The sequence below is a fragment of the Rhizobium sp. BK619 genome (assembly GCF_014195245.1).
GTDB classification, from domain to species: domain Bacteria; phylum Pseudomonadota; class Alphaproteobacteria; order Rhizobiales; family Rhizobiaceae; genus Rhizobium; species Rhizobium acidisoli.
In genome coordinates this window covers 202,409-216,986 of record NZ_JACIBH010000014.1, presented here as the reverse complement: position 1 = coordinate 216,986, position 14,578 = coordinate 202,409, and the positions used below count along the sequence as shown (strand labels likewise).

Genomic DNA, 14,578 nt, shown 5'->3' with positions numbered 1-14,578 from the left:
TGCGCGACGGCGAGGAAGAGGCCAAAAGACTCGCACAAGGTTGAATTGGAAAAATCGGCGGCGAGATGGTTTGAGATGGGCCGTTTCCGCACAGAAACCGCTTCCGAAAGATGCAGCCCACCTGATGATCTCACACGCCTCGAGTGGTCGCCGTATCGTCGTCAATGAGGCGCCCGCGGAAAATGCCGCAGCTAGCTGCTCTTCAAGCGCGTTGAGCCGGCGACGATTGCAGAAAATCAGGGCATTTGAACGTGCTGGCCCTCCCGCCCCATCGACAGTCGCCAGGTGTCGATTTCATCAGACATTGAATCTCTTGCTGTGGAATTGCGAGCGCGAAACCTGCAGCGCCGGCATCCTGCCACTTTTACGCTCACGGGCGAGACAACCGCAAAAAGGACGTAGCAATGCCGCGAGTATCGATCTGCATCCCCGCCTACAAGCCGGATTTCTTCGAGCAAGCCTTGAAGAGTGCCATCGGGCAAAGCTATGGCGATATGGAGATTATCGTTTCAGACGATTGTCCAACGGATGCAATCGCAAATATCTGTGAGCGATATCAGCAACATCTCTCTTATAGTCGCAATCCCAAGCCGAGCGAGTTTTCCAATGTCATCCGGCTGGCCAATCTTGCGAACGGCGAATACATCAAGTTTCTGTTCGATGATGACATTCTCAACCCATTCTGCGTTCAGTTCCTGTTGGAGACATTGGAAGGGAGCCGTCATCTCGGCACGAGGCTCGCCTTCTCGCCGCGTTATCTGATCAATGAGACAAACCGCATCACGTCGCTGGTCAATCACTTCGGCATCGCCGACGAGACAAAGGTCATCGACGGCGGCGCCTTCATCCGTGTGACGGCTGTCAATCACATGAACCTGATCGGCGAGTTCTCAAGCGTAATGTTCCGAAAGGAAGATTGCTTCGACGAGAACGGTGAATTCCGCCTGTTTCGGGTCGATGAGGACGGGATCTTCCGCGGCATCCTTGATCTATCGGCATGGATCGATCTCGCCAAACGCGGCCCGATCATCGGACATCCGCATCCGCTTTCCTATTTCCGCCAGCATGCCAATTCGACCTCCAATCACGAGATCAATCCGCTCTTCATCAACGGCATTCTTTACTATGAGGAAGTGATGAAGATGGCCTTCGAAAAGGGCTATATGTCGAGAGAAGACCTGCCGATCTCAATGCGCCGTCTGCTCGACCACTACGGCTACTGGCAGAACGCTTATCCGCAGTTGAGGGCTCGGATCGTCGAAGTGCAGGCCATGCTGGCGAAGCTCTGATCATTGCCGATAGGCTAATACCTATCGCCTGGAAGTGTGCAGGGTATCCGGGATACTGGCATGCAAGGAGCTAAAGCGGCGGCGGCTCTGCTGCCTTTGATTTCGCAGAGATTCTACAGGAAACGCTCCGACAGCGTAACGTAGTCCGGCTTTCCGGCGGAGGTGAGCGGCAAGTTTTCGGAGACAACAACCTTTGCGACAGACGGGTGGAAATTGAAGTTGTCCTTCAACGCCGTCTGCGCGCGCTCTGCGTCCGGCTCTCTGATGCAGACAATCAGCCGGTTTTCGGCGCCGATGACGATGCAATCGAGCCCGCCGGACTTCAGCACTGACTCCGCATGATCGAGATTGACTGAAATTCCGTGCAGCTTGATGAAGCGTTTCTTACGGCCGACGATCGTGATGAACCCGTCCTCATCGATTTTGGCATAGTCTCCGGTATAAAGTTTGCCCTGGAATTCGTCGCCCTTTTCAAGGTCTCGATCGGAGCTTGCATACCCCATCGACACGTTCGGGCCGACATACAGCAGCTCACCTTCGCCGATCGGCTCGCCGGTCTCCGCGATCAAAGCTCGACCGGCGGGCAGCGGAATCCCGACGCTTCCAAGCTTCTCCATCGCCTGGCTGGGAGGAACGTAGGAAATGCGCGGGGCAGCCTCGGTCTGGCCATACATGGTGAAATAGCGCACGTCATAGTCGGCGAAATACTGCCAGAAATGGCGGGTCAGTTCCGGTGCCAGGCGCCCGCCGGCCTGGGTCACGCAGACGAGATTGCCAAGACAGGCCTCGCTCAGGCGAATGCGCCGCAATGTTTCGAACGTGAAGGGCACTCCGGCAAGATCGGTAACCCTCTCCTCTTCGATCATTTGCCAAATGCTCCTGTCGAGGATGGACTTATCAGTCAACACCATGCAGGCGCGCGCGAATATCGTGTTGTGGAGAACGGAAAGCCCGTAGGAGTAATGAAATGGCAGAAGGCTGACCGTAATGCGTTCTCCGGTCATGCCGAGATACTCGACGATCGAACGCGTGCAGGCATCGATATTCTTGGCAGTTAGTCGCACACATTTGGGGTCGCCCGTCGAACCCGAGGTGGGAATGAGCAAGGCAAGATCTTGATGCAGCGGTGTGTTGACGAGCGACGATCGCTCGAACAGAGCCTTTGTGCCCAATCGCCCGTTTGGCGCGTAGTCTTCCAGCGTCATCTCTGCGGGGGCGACGATGTAACGGGGGGTATAGGCTCCAATGGTACGTTCCAGCGAGTGACGGGTCAATTCACCGTCGACCAACATGGGCACGAGGCCTTTCCGCAAGGCTCCCAGATAGGCCGCAACGGTTTCGGGCGACCGATCGCACAGAATGAGTACGATCGCCCTGTCGGCCTCTGCGAATAGCGCATCTCCAAGTCCGAAAACGTCGTTGTAGCTATAGCGGCGTCCATCGGCGATCAGGAACGTCCTGTCATCGGCGCCATCCGAGAGACTTTGCCAGAACATTCAGAACGACACGCCGTATTTCTCGAGCGTCTTCAGGCCGGTCTTGTAGGAACCGAAATCGACCACATCGTCCATGTCCAGCATGATGTCGAACGTATCCTCAAGAGATGCGATAAGCGCCATGTGACCAACCGAGTCCCAAGCGCGGATGCTCTGATACTGGAGGCCGTCGCTCAAATCCGCGGTGCCAATGCCGAAAGTTTCGATGAAAGCGGCATCGTATTTTTCTTTGTTGCTCATGTCTTGCTCCTACTTGAACACTTTTTTGTCTTCGTTCCTGCGAACGACGCGCGCGGGATTGCCCAGCGCAATGACTTCATCCGGAATGTCGGTGTGCACAACCGAGCCCATGCCGACAATCGAAGAGTGTCCGATCCGCACGCGTTCCTTGACGAGTGCGCCCATGCCCAGATAACTCAACATCCCGACTTGCGTGCCGCCGCCCAGATTGACCATGGATGAGACGACGCAGTTTTCTTCTACCACAATGTCGTGGCCAAGGATCGAAGCCGTATTGACGGCAACGTTTCGACCGATCTTTGCCGTCGCCTGAATGGAGACATGCGGCGCGACGATCACGCCGTCGGCAATCTCCGCGTACCCGGAAATGAAGGCATCGGGGGAGAAGATCGATTGAAGCACGAGGCCCAGCCCTTCCACCTTCTCGAGAAGAGCTTTCCGGGCAAAAGGTTCACCGACCGCGATCGTTACTTTGGCGCCGGGAACGTGATCCCCCACGGCGACGACCGGAAACCCGAGCACTTCCGTCGCCGTCGGATGATCGACGATGAATGCACAATGGTGAGGTTTCTGCTGGCCTCGTCGGATTGCCGATTGCAGTATGTCCATGGTTTCAATGCCGAGGCCCCCTGCCCCGTAGATGTACCAATGATCCATACTCATGCTTCGATTGCCTGTTGCGATAACTTTTCCTGCAGGAAACCGGCGATGCTCTCGCCATCCAAGCGGGCAGCCTTCAGCATGAAGGCATAGTCGCCAGCTTCGACGAAGCGATCCGGAATGCCGTGCGTAACGATGCGCGGAAACGGCATTCCCAAGGCATTGTAGTGATCAAGAATTGCGCTGCCGAGACCACCGACCGTCGTGTGTTCCTCGATGACGAAAACTGTGCTGGCATGGCGGGCGACGTCAGCCAGTGCGACCGCATCCAGCGGCTTGATCGTATGCATGTTAAGAACGCCGACATCCAGACCGGTTTCTTTCACCTTTTCAGCGGCCAGAAGGCAATGCCCGACCGTGGTGCCGCTCGAGATCAGCATCACCTCGCGTGGCGGCGTCAGCCAAACGGCCTTGCCGATTTCGAAAGTGTAGTCTTCCGTATAGACGACCGGCGCATTGGGCGTGCCGGTCAGGCGGATATAGACCGGTTGGTCGAAGCCGACACAAGCCTCCAACGTCTTGTAAATTTCCGAGCAGTCGGCAGGCGATATGATCGTCAGGCCCGGCACAGTGCGCATGACCGCGACATCCTCCAGCCCGAAATGGGAGTTGCCGAGATAAGCCATCGCCAGACCGCTGCCAAGTGCAACGAGCTTCACCGGCTCGCCCATATAACCCATGTTCATGCGGACCTGTTCGCTTGCCCGCATTGAAGCAAAGGGCGCAAAAGTCGAGGCGAACACATCGAACCCCATGCGAGCGAGACCGGCAGCGCAGCCCACCATGTTCTGCTCGGCAATGCCGGTATTCAGGAATTGGTCCGGATATTCCTTGGAGAAGCGGTCAAGACCGGAAGACCGGCCGAGATCGGCGCTCATGGCGATAATGTTCTCGTTTTCGGCCGCAAGCGCTGTCAGCGCCTGGCCATAAACAGCCCGCGGCCCGAGGCGCGACCATGTGCGGGCATTGCGGCTCGACAGCTCAACCACGGAATTCTCCTTCCGTTTCCAGCTCCGGCCCAGTGCTCTCGCCGAGCGCCTTCAGGCACTCTTCATAGATGGTTCCCGTGATGCGATTGTGATGCCAATCGTTGTTATTCTCCATGAATGGCAATCCCTTGCCCTTCACGGTACGGGCGACGATGGCGGTCGGCATATCCGCGACCTGCTTTGCCTGCTGGAGGGCCGACAGGATCTGCTGGTGATCGTGGCCATCGACATTGATGACGTTCCAGCCGAAAGCTCTCCAGATGTTCGTCAATGCAATTCTATTGGTATAGGTGGCATTCGGCCCGTCGTTGCGGAATCCGTTCTCATCAATGATCGCGGTAAGGTTGCCGACGCCCATTTCCGAGGCGGAAGCGGCGCTCTCCCAAACGGATCCTTCATTGCACTCGCCGTCGCCGAGAAGCACATAAACACGACGGTCTTGTTTGCGCTTGCGCATGCCGAGTGCGATGCCCATGCCATAGGCAAGGCCCTGGCCCAAGCTGCCGTTGGAGCTTTCGATGCCGAGCGCGACCTTCTTGACCGGGTGAGCGATCAGATCGCTGCCGTTCGTCTGAAAGGTCGCAAGCTTTTCGGCATCGAAGTATCCGAAGTGATGCAGCACTGCGAGATAGCCGAGCACTGCATGGCCCTTGCTAAGAATGAAGATGTCGCGGCCGTCCCATTGAGGCTCGTGTGGGCGATGCGTAAGCACGTCACTGAAGAGCGTATTCAGCAATTCTACCATGCTCAGGCTGCCGCCGATATGCGCGGACTGTCCGCACCGAAACGCGGTTTCGACGATTATACGACGAATCCGCGCGCAGGACTCCTCGAAGCTTGTATTGATCATCGGACTAGTTTGCATCTTTCGGAAGCGGTTTTAGATCGGAATGGTCCATCTCAAACCATCCCATTGCCGATCCTTCCAATTGAAGCTTGTGCGGGTCTGTTGCCGCTTGCCGATTATCTTCCTCCCGTCAGAACGTCGCGGTGGATATTGGCATTGCTGGGGATCTCTGATCTAGTCTGCCCGGCAGTTGAGCCGCAGGCCTCATGATATTCGAAACGAGCGAGAGCTGTATTCTCATGACCACGCACCGCTTCATTCCGACAAGCTTTCACAATGTCATCGGCTCCCTTCCGCCGGCGCTGCGCATCGCCGAGGGCGACACCGTCGTGACCGAGACGCTCGACGCCGCCGGACATGACGAGGACGGCATCAAGCAGGCAGCCGGCGGCAATCCGATGAACGGTCCGATCTTCGTGGAAGGCGCCGAGCCCGGGGATGCGCTGAAGGTCGAGATCATCAGCATGATCCCGACCAGGGACACGGGGTTCACCCGAAGCGTCGTCGCCGCCAGCGTGGTCGATGCCGAGACGGTGCGCGACCTGCCGCCGCGCGATATCGCCATCTGGGCCATCGACCGCGAGGCCTTGACCGTCCGGCTGTCCGAGCCGGTCGCAGGCCTTGAAAATTTCGTTCTGCCGCTCGCCCCGATGATCGGCTGTTTCGGCGTGGCGCCGGGTCTCGGCCAGGCGATCTCGACCGCGACCAGCGGCGAATATGGCGGCAACATGGACTATCGGCTGTTCGGTCCCGGCGCCACGGTTCGCTTTCCGGTATCGGCTCCCGGCGCCCTGTTCTTTCTCGGCGATTGCCATGCCGTGCAGGGGGATGGCGAGATTGTCGGAACCGGCATCGAGACCACCTTCGAAGTCACTGTGCGGCTGACGGTGGAAAAGAAGGCCGGGCTGGTCTGGCCACGCGGAGAAACCGCCGAAGACATCTTCACGATCGGCAACGCCCGGCCCCTCGACCAGGCGCTCCAGCATGCCACCACCGAAATGCTGAATTGGCTGGCGTCGGATTATGGGCTGGACAGGACGGCGGCCAGCCATCTGCTCGGCCAGGTCGTGCGCTACGACGTCGGCAACGTCTTCGATCCGGCCTATACGATGGCCTGCCGCGTCGCCAAGAAATGGCTGGTTCGTCGATAGGCCACCGCCAGCTGGCGATCAATGATCGCCATGGACCGGCAGCGCTTTTCTCAATCGTGCCGTGACAGGAAAGCGGAAACGGTCGCCAGGCAAAGCTGCTTTTCCTCGACATGCGGCATGTGGCTGGAATTTTCGAAGAGCACCCATTCGCAGCCGGGAACATGGTCGAGATAGGGCCTTACCACCAGGGGTGTCGCCTCGTCATATTGGCCGGAGATCAGCAGCGTCGGGGCTTCGATGCGGTCGAGCCTGTTTTCGATCGTCCAGTCCTTCATCGTGCCGATGACGTGAAATTCGGTCGGTCCGTTCATGTTGCGGTAAACAGTGTTGTCCTCGTCCATGATCGCGAAGGTCCGCGCCACTTCGGCTGGCCACGGCACCACGCGGCAGACATGGCGGTCATAAAAGACGCGCGAGGCGGCGATATAATCCGGATCGGTGAGGCTTCCCGCCAGCTCATGCTTCAGCAGCGTGTCCTGCACCTCCTTCGGCAGTTCCCGCCTCAGCCGGTTCGCTTCCGAAACCCAGGTGTGCATGTTGGCCGGCGAGTTGGCGATGACGAGCGCCTTCAGGCCTTGCGGCCGGCGCACCGCATGTTCGGCGCCGAGCATGCCGCCCCAGGACTGGCCGAGAAAGGCATAACGATGCTGGATGCCGAGATGGGCAAGCAGCGCGTCCAGCTCTTCGAGAAACAGGCCGACCGTCCAGAAATCCGGTCCTTTGTCGGGAAGGCGGGTGGAGTTGCCATTGCCGAGCTGGTCGTAATGAATGACCGGGCGGCCGTCGAGCGCGGCGATGTCCTTGAAGGAATCGACGTAATCATGGGTGCAGCCGGGCCCTCCATGGGCGACGACGAGCGGCAGCTTGTCGCTTTCCAGCGATCCGGTGACACGATACCAGGTGCGATAGTCGTGAAAAGGCAAATAGGCTTCATTCGTCACGATTTCGGACACCGGCGTCTCCATCTCTTGGCATATCGGAAACCATAACGCGGCGGCTCCGGCGAAGGCAGCTATCACAACTTATAGGGTGCCATTAATCGGCCGGCCGTTCCTCGAGTAGGCGGTAATGGGTGGCGCGCACCACGGCCTGGGTGCGGTTGCGCGCACCAAGTTTCTTTGCTGCGGCATTGAGATGCATCACGACGGTCGGCACCGAACGGCCGATGATGCGGGAGATTTCCTTGGCGGAAAAACCTTCCGCGGAATGGCGCAGGCACTCGCGTTCCCGCTCGGTCAAGCGGACCGTGCCGACGCTCAACGCCTTCTTGTCGAAAAGCGAATACGCCGTCTCGTGGAAGACATGGGCCAGCAGGTTGAAGTCGGCGATATAACGCAGCGCATGCCGTTCGAACTCACTGTTCCCACCGAAGCGGATGCCGGTCACCGTCGCATAGTCGCCGCCCGGCATATGGACCGGCACGGTGACGCCGGTCGACATGTCGCGTTCGTTCAAGTAGCGCGCTACCGGCGCGGTGTCGTCGCTCATGAAGCGGTTGATCAGCGTGTCGGCATCGGTGTCGTAGTTCCAGAAGAACGGCGCCGTGCTGCGCAGCGCCACCTGCTGGACCGGATCGATGCGGAAATAACCGCGGTCGAACCAATAGTCGTGCATGTCGTCGGCGATGTTCCGGAGCTTGAGCAGCGACGGTATCATGATCGCGCCGTCGAGATCGTAGGGCACCGGCGTATAGTCGTAGATCAGCGCCTCGAAGCCGATTTGCTTCATCGCCTCGAAAGCCTGGTCGATCCGGCCATCCAGCGTTTCGTGCGCCGTAAACTGCCGTCTGATCGTTCCGATGTCGTCAATCATGGGCGGCTCCGCGATACACCATGCGCCCCACCCTATCACTTCTTATAGCTGGCATGGCGCGCGATTTTCGATAAAAAATTAACCATGCCCAAATATTGAGCAAGCGAAATCTTTTGCGGAGCGATCAATGTGGCGTGAAATACGGCCGGACCAGCGGTTCGAGATCGATGTCGATGGCCATCGAGTCGTTGCCTATAGCTTCGGGGCCGGCAGCGAGACGGTTTTCTGCCTGAACGGCGGACCGGGTCTGCCTTGCGATTACCTGCGCGAGGCGCATTCCTGCCTGATCGACAAGGGCTACCGCGTCATCGCCTTCGATCAGCTCGGCACCGGCGCCTCCGATCGGCCCGACGATCTCTCGCTTTGGACGATCGACCGCTACGTCGAGGAGACGGAGACCGTGCGCAAGGCGCTGGGGCTCGGCAAGGTCCATATGCTCGGGCACTCCTGGGGCGGGTGGCTGGCGATCGAATACGCGCTGACCTATCCGGAGAATTTGAAGACGCTGATCCTCGAGGATACCGTCGCCGACATGCCGCATCTGATCTCGGAGCTGGAGCGGCTGCGGGCGGCACTCGGTCCCGAAACCGTTTCGATGATGCAGAAGCATGAGGCGCAGGGCACCTACAATCACCCGGAATATCTCGCAGCCGTCACCATTCTCAACTACCGGCATGTCTGCCGTCTGCCTGAATGGCCGGCGCCGGTGCGCCGCTCGCTCGACGATTGGAACATGGCGCCCTATGAGACCATGCAGGGGCCGAACGAGTTTCTCTATATCGGCAACCTCAAGGACTGGAACCGCATCCCCGATCTGCCGCGGCTGACGCTGCCGGTGCTGATCACGACCGGAGAGCATGACGAGCTGACCCCGGCCTGCGCGCTGAGGATGAAGCTTGCGCTGCCGAAGGCGGAGCTCAAGGTATTTGCCAATGCCAGCCACATGCCGTTTTATGAGAACCCGCAGGATTACTATCCGGCGCTTCTCGATTTTCTAGCCCGGCACAAGGCTGACTGATGCAAATGAAAGCGGCTCCAACCCGACGAAGACAGAGGGGCGATCGCCGTCATGCATCGCTATAAATTCGTTCTGACGCGACCGCTGCAATTCCTGCCGGTCATTTTCGGCATCAGCGTCATCACTTTCATTCTGGTCCGGCTGATCCCCGGCGATCCGGCCCGCAATATCCTCGGCACGCGCGCGACGCCGGCAGCGCTTGCCAGCATCCGCGCCCAGTACGGCCTCGATCAGCCGATGTGGCTGCAATATGTTTATTTCCTCAAGAACCTCGCCAACGGCGAGATGGGCAAATCGATCCTCTACAAGATCGACGTGCTGAAGCTGATCGTCACCCGCATCGAGCCGACGCTGGCGCTCGTCGTTACCAGCGTCGTGCTGTCGGTCCTGATCGCGGTGACGATGGCTTCGATCGCCGCGCGCAATGCCGGCCGGGCGCCGGATCATGCGGTGCGCATCGTCTCGACCCTCGGCATCGGCTTCCCGCCCTTCTGGCTGGGGCTGATGCTGATCATTCTGTTCAGCGTCGAGCTCGGCGTGCTGCCGGTTTCGGGCTATGGTGCGACGATCGGCGAGAAGCTGTCGCATCTCGCGCTGCCGAGCCTGACGGTCGCACTGTCGCTCTCGACCGTGCTGACGCGCAGTCTGCGGGCGGCGATGATCGAGCAGCTGAAATCGGATGTGGCGACGGCGGCGCGCGCCCGCGGCATGCCCGAAGGCATCGTCTTCTGGCGGCATGTGCTGCCGAATTCGCTGGTGCCGACGATCAATCTGCTTGCCGTCAACATCGGCTGGCTGATCGGCGGCAGCGTCGTGGTCGAGACCGTCTTTGCGCTGCCCGGCATGGGGCAACTGCTCGTCAGGGCGATCTTTTCACGCGACTACATGGTGGTCCAGGGCGTCGCCATGGTCTTTGCCTGCGCCACCGTGCTCATCAATTTCATCGCCGACATCGTCACCGTCACCGTCGATCCGCGAGTGACGCTATGAGCATCGAGGCGATCGCCCCTACCTCCGCCTGGCGCCGGCTCTTCGGCCGGCGGCCGATGCTTGCCGTCGGTGCCGGCCTGCTGCTGTTCTTCGTCCTGCTGGCGATCGCCGCGCCTGTTATCGCGCCCTACGACCCGATCATGCAAAACGCCGAAGTGCGCCTGCAGGCGCCTTCCCTACTGCACCCGTTCGGCACCGACAATTTCGGCCGCGATATCCTCTCGCGCGTCATCTGGGGCACGCGCCTCGACCTGCAGATGGCGCTGATCGGCATCATCTTCCCCTTCCTGATCGGCACGATCGTGGGCACGATTGCCGGCTTCTTCGGCGGCATCGTCGATGACATATTCATGCGCCTCGTCGATATCATTCTCGCCTTCCCTTTCCTCGTGCTGATGCTGTCGATCATCGCAATCCTCGGCCCGGGCCTCGGCAGCTTCTATATCGCCATGGCGCTGGTCGGTTGGGTTTCCTACGCGCGGCTGATCCGGGCGCAGATGCTGGTGCTGAAAAGCAGCGACTACGCCGTTGCCGCCGTCAGCCTCGGCTTCAGCCGCTCGCGCATCATGTTCCGCCACCTGCTGCCGAACGCGGTCGCCGGTTCGATCGTCTTTTCGATGTCCGATGCGACGCTGGTGCTGCTCAGCGGCGCCGCCGTCAGCTATCTCGGCCTCGGCGTTCAGCCGCCGATCGCCGAATGGGGCGTCATGGTCGCGGAAGGACAGAGTTTCATCACCACTGCCTGGTGGATCACGCTGTTTCCCGGCCTCTCGATCGTCTGCCTCGCCTTCGGCTTCAGTATGCTGGGCGATGCGCTCGGCGAACTGCTGGGAGTGCATGAATGAGCGGCTCCGTGCTGTCCGTCCACGATCTCACAGTCAGCGCCCATTTGGATTCCGGCCGGCGCACACTGCTCGATGCGGTCTCGCTCGATCTCGGCAAGGGCGAGATCCTCGGTCTCGTCGGCGAGAGCGGCTCCGGCAAGAGCCTGTTCTGCCGTTCGCTGGTGCGCCTGCTGCCCTCCCCGCTGCTGAAGATCGAAAGCGGCTCGGTGCTGCTCGACGGGCGCGACCTCATGCGGATCGGCGACGGCGAGATGCTGGAGGTGCGCGGCGGCGAGATCGGCATGATCTTCCAGAACCCGACCAGCCATCTCGACCCGGTGATGCGGATCGGCAACCAGATCGCCGAGGGCATCCGCTATCACCAAGGCCTCGGCGCCCGCGAAGCCCGGACTGCCGCGACGGAAATCCTGGCGCAAGTCGGCTTCCCCGATCCCGTGCGCCAGTATGACAGCTATCCGCACGAATTTTCCGGCGGCATGCGGCAGCGGGCGATGATCGGCGTGGCGCTGTCCTGCAACCCGAAGATCCTGATCGCCGACGAACCGACAACGGCGCTCGACGTCACCATCCAGGCACAGATCCTGCGGCTGCTGATGGAGATTCGCGACCAGCGCGGGCTGTCGATCATTCTGATTACCCACGATCTCGGCATCGTCGCTCAGACCTGCGACCGCATCGCCGTGCTGCGCGGCGGCAAGCTCATCGAAGAGGGGCCGAAGCGGGCGATCCTGGCGCGGCCGCAGCATCCCTATACGATCGACCTGATCAACAGCCACCCTTCCCTGCCGGCCGAGACGGCAGCGCCGCTGCCGGACATTGCCGAAGCCGGCCAGCCGGCGAGGCCATTGCTTGAAATCGACGATCTCCACGTGCGCTTCAAAGCCGGCGGCAGCCTGTTCAAGGGCGGTGCCAGGAATGTCAGCGCCGTTGCCGGCGTCAGCCTGCGGATCATGCCCGGCGAGACGGTCGGCATCGTCGGCGAATCCGGCAGCGGCAAGAGCACGCTTGCCCGCGCCGTACTCGGCCTCACACGGATTTCGTCCGGTCACGTCACCTTCGACGGCGTCGATCTGGCCCAACAGAAAAGTGCCGGCCTGGCAAAGCTCAGACGCGAGACGGCGATGGTCTTCCAGGACCCCTATAATGCGCTTAATCCGCGGCTGACGATCGGGCAGATGCTGGCTGAGGTGTTGAAGGTGCAGGGCAAGGTAGCGAAGGCCGACATCCCGGCGCGGATCGACGAACTGCTCGATCTCGTCGGCCTCGAACGCGAATTCGCCGGCCGCAAACCGCGCAGCATGAGCGGCGGCCAGTGCCAGCGGGCCGGCATCGCCCGGGCGCTCGCCGTCGACCCGAAGCTGATCATCGCCGACGAATGCGTTGCCGCCCTCGACGTCACCATCCAGGCGCAGATCATCGAGCTCTTCCGCGAACTGACGGCGAAGATGAACCTGACGCTGATCTTCATCGCCCACGATCTGGCGATTGTCCGCAATCTCTGCGAACGCGTCGTCGTGATGTATCGCGGCGAGATCGTCGAGCAAGGCCGTTCCGAAGAGGTCTTCGCGCGGCCGAGCCATGCTTATACGGCGTCGCTGATCGCCGCCATTCCCGACATCGATCCTGACAAGCCGCTGCTGCAAGACGCCGGCGGCAAGGACGATCGGCAATCGATACCGATTCAACCCATCAAACGCATGCCATAACAACGAAGGGAACGAATTCATGACAAATAGGTGGAAATCAATCGGGCTCGCAGCCTTGCTCGCCGGCCTGACGCTCAGCGTAAGCTATGCCGAGGCCGCCGGCGTGCTCACCATCGGCCGCCGCGAGGATTCGACGACGTTCGATCCGATCAAAACAGCCCAGAACATCGACAACTGGGTATTCTCAAACGTCTACGACGTGCTGATCCGCGTCGACAAGACAGGCACCAAGCTGGAGCCGGGCCTTGCCGAAAGCTGGGCCGCCTCGGATGACGGGTTGACCTATACGCTCAAGATCCGTGACGCGAAATTCTCGGACGGTTCGCCGCTGACGGCGGAGGACGCCGCCTACAGCCTGCTGCGCATCCGCGACGATGCCGCCTCGCTGTGGAGCGATTCCTACAAGGTGATCGACACGGCGGTCGCCACCGACGCGCATACGCTGACGATCAAGCTGAAGAACCCGTCCGCACCGTTCCTGTCGACGCTGGCGCTGCCGAATGCCTCCGTCATCTCCAAGAAGGGCATGGAATCGCTGGGCTCCGACGCTTATGGCGAAAAGCCGATCGCATCCGGCGCGTTCACCGTCGAGGAGTGGCGGCGCGGCGACCGGGTCATTTTGAAGAAGAACCCGAATTTCTGGCAGGCCGACCGCGTTAAGCTCGACGGCGTCGAGTGGATCTCGGTGCCCGACGACAATACCCGCATGCTGAACGTCCAGGCCGGCGAACTGGATGCGGCGATCTTCGTGCCCTTTTCCCGCGTCGAGGAGCTGAAGAAGGACCCGAACCTCAACGTCGATATCGACGCGTCGACCCGTGAGGATCATCTGCTGATCAACCATGCGCATGGTGCGCTCGGCAAGAAGGAAGTCCGCCAGGCGCTGGATCTGGCGATCGACAAGAAGGCGATCGTCGATACCGTCACCTTCGGCCAGGGCACGGTCGCCAATTCCTATATTCCGAAGGGCGCCCTCTATTATTACGCCGACAATCTGCAGCGGCCCTACGATCCCGCGAAGGCCAAGGAGATGCTGGCCGCGGCCGGCGCTTCCGACCTGACGCTGAATTACCTGGTGCGCGCTGGCGACGAAGTCGACGAACAGACGGCGGTGCTGGTCCAGCAGCAGCTGCAGAAGGCCGGCATCACCGCCAATCTGCAGAAGGTCGATCCGAGCCAGGAATGGGACATGATCGTCGCCGGCGACTATGACGTCTCGGTCAACTACTGGACTAACGACATTCTCGATCCGGACCAGAAGACCACCTTCGTGCTCGGCCACGATTCCAACAACAACTATGCGACCAACTACAAGAACGAGGCCGTGAAGGAACTGGTCGCCAAGGCGCGCCTCGAGCTCGACCCGAAGAAGCGCGAAGCGATGTATGTCGATCTGCAGAAGATGGCCAAGGACGACGTCAACTGGATCGACCTCTATTACAGCCCCTATATCAACGTCACGCGCAAGAATATCGAGAACTTCTACCAGAACCCGCTCGGCCGCTTCTTCCTGGAAGACACGGTGAAGAACTAAG

The 14,578-nt window shown here is 60.3% G+C and carries 14 protein-coding genes; 7 read left to right on the top strand and 7 right to left on the bottom strand.

Annotation, left to right across the window (positions count from 1 at the left end):
* Window positions 1–404: 404 nt before the first annotated feature.
* Window positions 405–1,289: a glycosyltransferase gene (locus FHX14_RS25960; protein WP_184379648.1), complete on the top strand. Its 885-nt coding sequence runs from the start codon at window positions 405–407 to the stop codon at window positions 1,287–1,289.
* 113 nt (window positions 1,290–1,402) lie between these two features.
* On the opposite strand, the gene FHX14_RS25955 is transcribed toward FHX14_RS25960, so the two are convergent.
* From FHX14_RS25955 to FHX14_RS25935, 5 genes are read right to left on the bottom strand one after another with little or no spacing between them, the layout of a single operon-like run.
* Window positions 1,403–2,785 (bottom strand): AMP-binding protein, encoded by a 1,383-nt coding sequence (locus FHX14_RS25955; RefSeq protein ID WP_184379646.1) that lies wholly within the window; start codon window positions 2,783–2,785, stop codon window positions 1,403–1,405.
* Entirely contained in the window at window positions 2,786–3,025 is a 240-nt protein-coding gene (locus tag FHX14_RS25950) for an acyl carrier protein (RefSeq protein WP_184379644.1), read from the bottom strand.
* A gap of 9 nt (window positions 3,026–3,034) precedes the next feature.
* Window positions 3,035–3,688 carry an acyl-ACP--UDP-N- acetylglucosamine O-acyltransferase gene (locus tag FHX14_RS25945; protein ID WP_184379643.1) on the bottom strand — a complete coding sequence of 218 codons (654 nt, stop codon included), beginning with the start codon at window positions 3,686–3,688 and terminating at the stop codon, window positions 3,035–3,037.
* Window positions 3,685–4,674, bottom strand: coding sequence for a transketolase C-terminal domain-containing protein (locus FHX14_RS25940; protein ID WP_184379642.1), 990 nt, complete (start codon window positions 4,672–4,674; stop codon window positions 3,685–3,687). Before FHX14_RS25940 ends, FHX14_RS25945 begins: the two co-directional genes overlap by 4 nt.
* Window positions 4,667–5,524: a transketolase gene (locus tag FHX14_RS25935; RefSeq protein WP_184379641.1), complete on the bottom strand. Its 858-nt coding sequence runs from the start codon at window positions 5,522–5,524 to the stop codon at window positions 4,667–4,669. Before FHX14_RS25935 ends, FHX14_RS25940 begins: the two co-directional genes overlap by 8 nt.
* A 236-nt stretch (window positions 5,525–5,760) precedes the next feature.
* Between FHX14_RS25935 and FHX14_RS25930 the strand changes: the two genes are divergently transcribed.
* Window positions 5,761–6,672: an acetamidase/formamidase family protein gene (locus tag FHX14_RS25930; protein WP_184379640.1), complete on the top strand. Its 912-nt coding sequence runs from the start codon at window positions 5,761–5,763 to the stop codon at window positions 6,670–6,672.
* A 50-nt stretch (window positions 6,673–6,722) separates the two neighbouring features.
* Here the strand turns inward: FHX14_RS25930 and FHX14_RS25925 are convergent, their stop codons facing one another.
* Together FHX14_RS25925 and FHX14_RS25920 are read right to left on the bottom strand one after the other, a co-directional pair.
* Window positions 6,723–7,625, bottom strand: coding sequence for a proline iminopeptidase-family hydrolase (locus FHX14_RS25925; protein ID WP_184379639.1), 903 nt, complete (start codon window positions 7,623–7,625; stop codon window positions 6,723–6,725).
* A gap of 82 nt (window positions 7,626–7,707) precedes the next feature.
* Window positions 7,708–8,484 carry a LuxR family transcriptional regulator gene (locus tag FHX14_RS25920; RefSeq protein ID WP_184379637.1) on the bottom strand — a complete coding sequence of 259 codons (777 nt, stop codon included), beginning with the start codon at window positions 8,482–8,484 and terminating at the stop codon, window positions 7,708–7,710.
* Between the two features lie 127 nt (window positions 8,485–8,611).
* Here FHX14_RS25920 and FHX14_RS25915 point away from each other — a divergent pair, with 127 nt between their 5' ends.
* Genes FHX14_RS25915 through FHX14_RS25895 form a run of 5 tightly spaced genes read left to right on the top strand, consistent with a single transcriptional unit; the run spans window position 8,612 to window position 14,577 of the window.
* Complete coding sequence (locus tag FHX14_RS25915) at window positions 8,612–9,502, top strand: proline iminopeptidase-family hydrolase (protein ID WP_184379635.1); 891 nt, start codon at window positions 8,612–8,614, stop codon at window positions 9,500–9,502.
* A gap of 51 nt (window positions 9,503–9,553) precedes the next feature.
* Complete coding sequence (locus tag FHX14_RS25910) at window positions 9,554–10,492, top strand: ABC transporter permease (protein WP_184379633.1); 939 nt, start codon at window positions 9,554–9,556, stop codon at window positions 10,490–10,492.
* Window positions 10,489–11,337, top strand: coding sequence for an ABC transporter permease (locus FHX14_RS25905; protein WP_184379631.1), 849 nt, complete (start codon window positions 10,489–10,491; stop codon window positions 11,335–11,337). Before FHX14_RS25910 ends, FHX14_RS25905 begins: the two co-directional genes overlap by 4 nt.
* The gene (locus FHX14_RS25900; protein WP_184379629.1) at window positions 11,334–13,043 is read left to right on the top strand and encodes an ABC transporter ATP-binding protein; all 1,710 of its coding nucleotides are present in this window, start codon (window positions 11,334–11,336) and stop codon (window positions 13,041–13,043) included. Before FHX14_RS25905 ends, FHX14_RS25900 begins: the two co-directional genes overlap by 4 nt.
* 19 nt (window positions 13,044–13,062) lie before the next feature.
* Window positions 13,063–14,577, top strand: a complete 1,515-nt coding sequence (locus FHX14_RS25895; RefSeq protein WP_179613005.1) for an ABC transporter substrate-binding protein — start codon at window positions 13,063–13,065, stop codon at window positions 14,575–14,577.
* Window position 14,578 lies beyond the last annotated feature (1 nt).

Excerpts from the sequence above, each read along its gene's own strand:
- FHX14_RS25935 (WP_184379641.1), bottom strand. The coding sequence starts at position 5,524 with ATGATCAATACAAGCTTCGAGGAGTCCTGCGCGCGGATTCGTCGTATA.
- FHX14_RS25960 (WP_184379648.1), top strand. The coding sequence starts at position 405 with ATGCCGCGAGTATCGATCTGCATCCCCGCCTACAAGCCGGATTTCTTC.
- FHX14_RS25950 (WP_184379644.1), bottom strand. The coding sequence starts at position 3,025 with ATGAGCAACAAAGAAAAATACGATGCCGCTTTCATCGAAACTTTCGGC.
- FHX14_RS25905 (WP_184379631.1), top strand. The coding sequence starts at position 10,489 with ATGAGCATCGAGGCGATCGCCCCTACCTCCGCCTGGCGCCGGCTCTTC.
- FHX14_RS25915 (WP_184379635.1), top strand. The coding sequence starts at position 8,612 with ATGTGGCGTGAAATACGGCCGGACCAGCGGTTCGAGATCGATGTCGAT.
- FHX14_RS25920 (WP_184379637.1), bottom strand. The coding sequence starts at position 8,484 with ATGATTGACGACATCGGAACGATCAGACGGCAGTTTACGGCGCACGAA.
- FHX14_RS25910 (WP_184379633.1), top strand. The coding sequence starts at position 9,554 with ATGCATCGCTATAAATTCGTTCTGACGCGACCGCTGCAATTCCTGCCG.
- FHX14_RS25895 (WP_179613005.1), top strand. The coding sequence starts at position 13,063 with ATGACAAATAGGTGGAAATCAATCGGGCTCGCAGCCTTGCTCGCCGGC.
- FHX14_RS25945 (WP_184379643.1), bottom strand. The coding sequence starts at position 3,688 with ATGAGTATGGATCATTGGTACATCTACGGGGCAGGGGGCCTCGGCATT.
- FHX14_RS25900 (WP_184379629.1), top strand. The coding sequence starts at position 11,334 with ATGAGCGGCTCCGTGCTGTCCGTCCACGATCTCACAGTCAGCGCCCAT.
- FHX14_RS25955 (WP_184379646.1), bottom strand. The coding sequence starts at position 2,785 with ATGTTCTGGCAAAGTCTCTCGGATGGCGCCGATGACAGGACGTTCCTG.
- FHX14_RS25930 (WP_184379640.1), top strand. The coding sequence starts at position 5,761 with ATGACCACGCACCGCTTCATTCCGACAAGCTTTCACAATGTCATCGGC.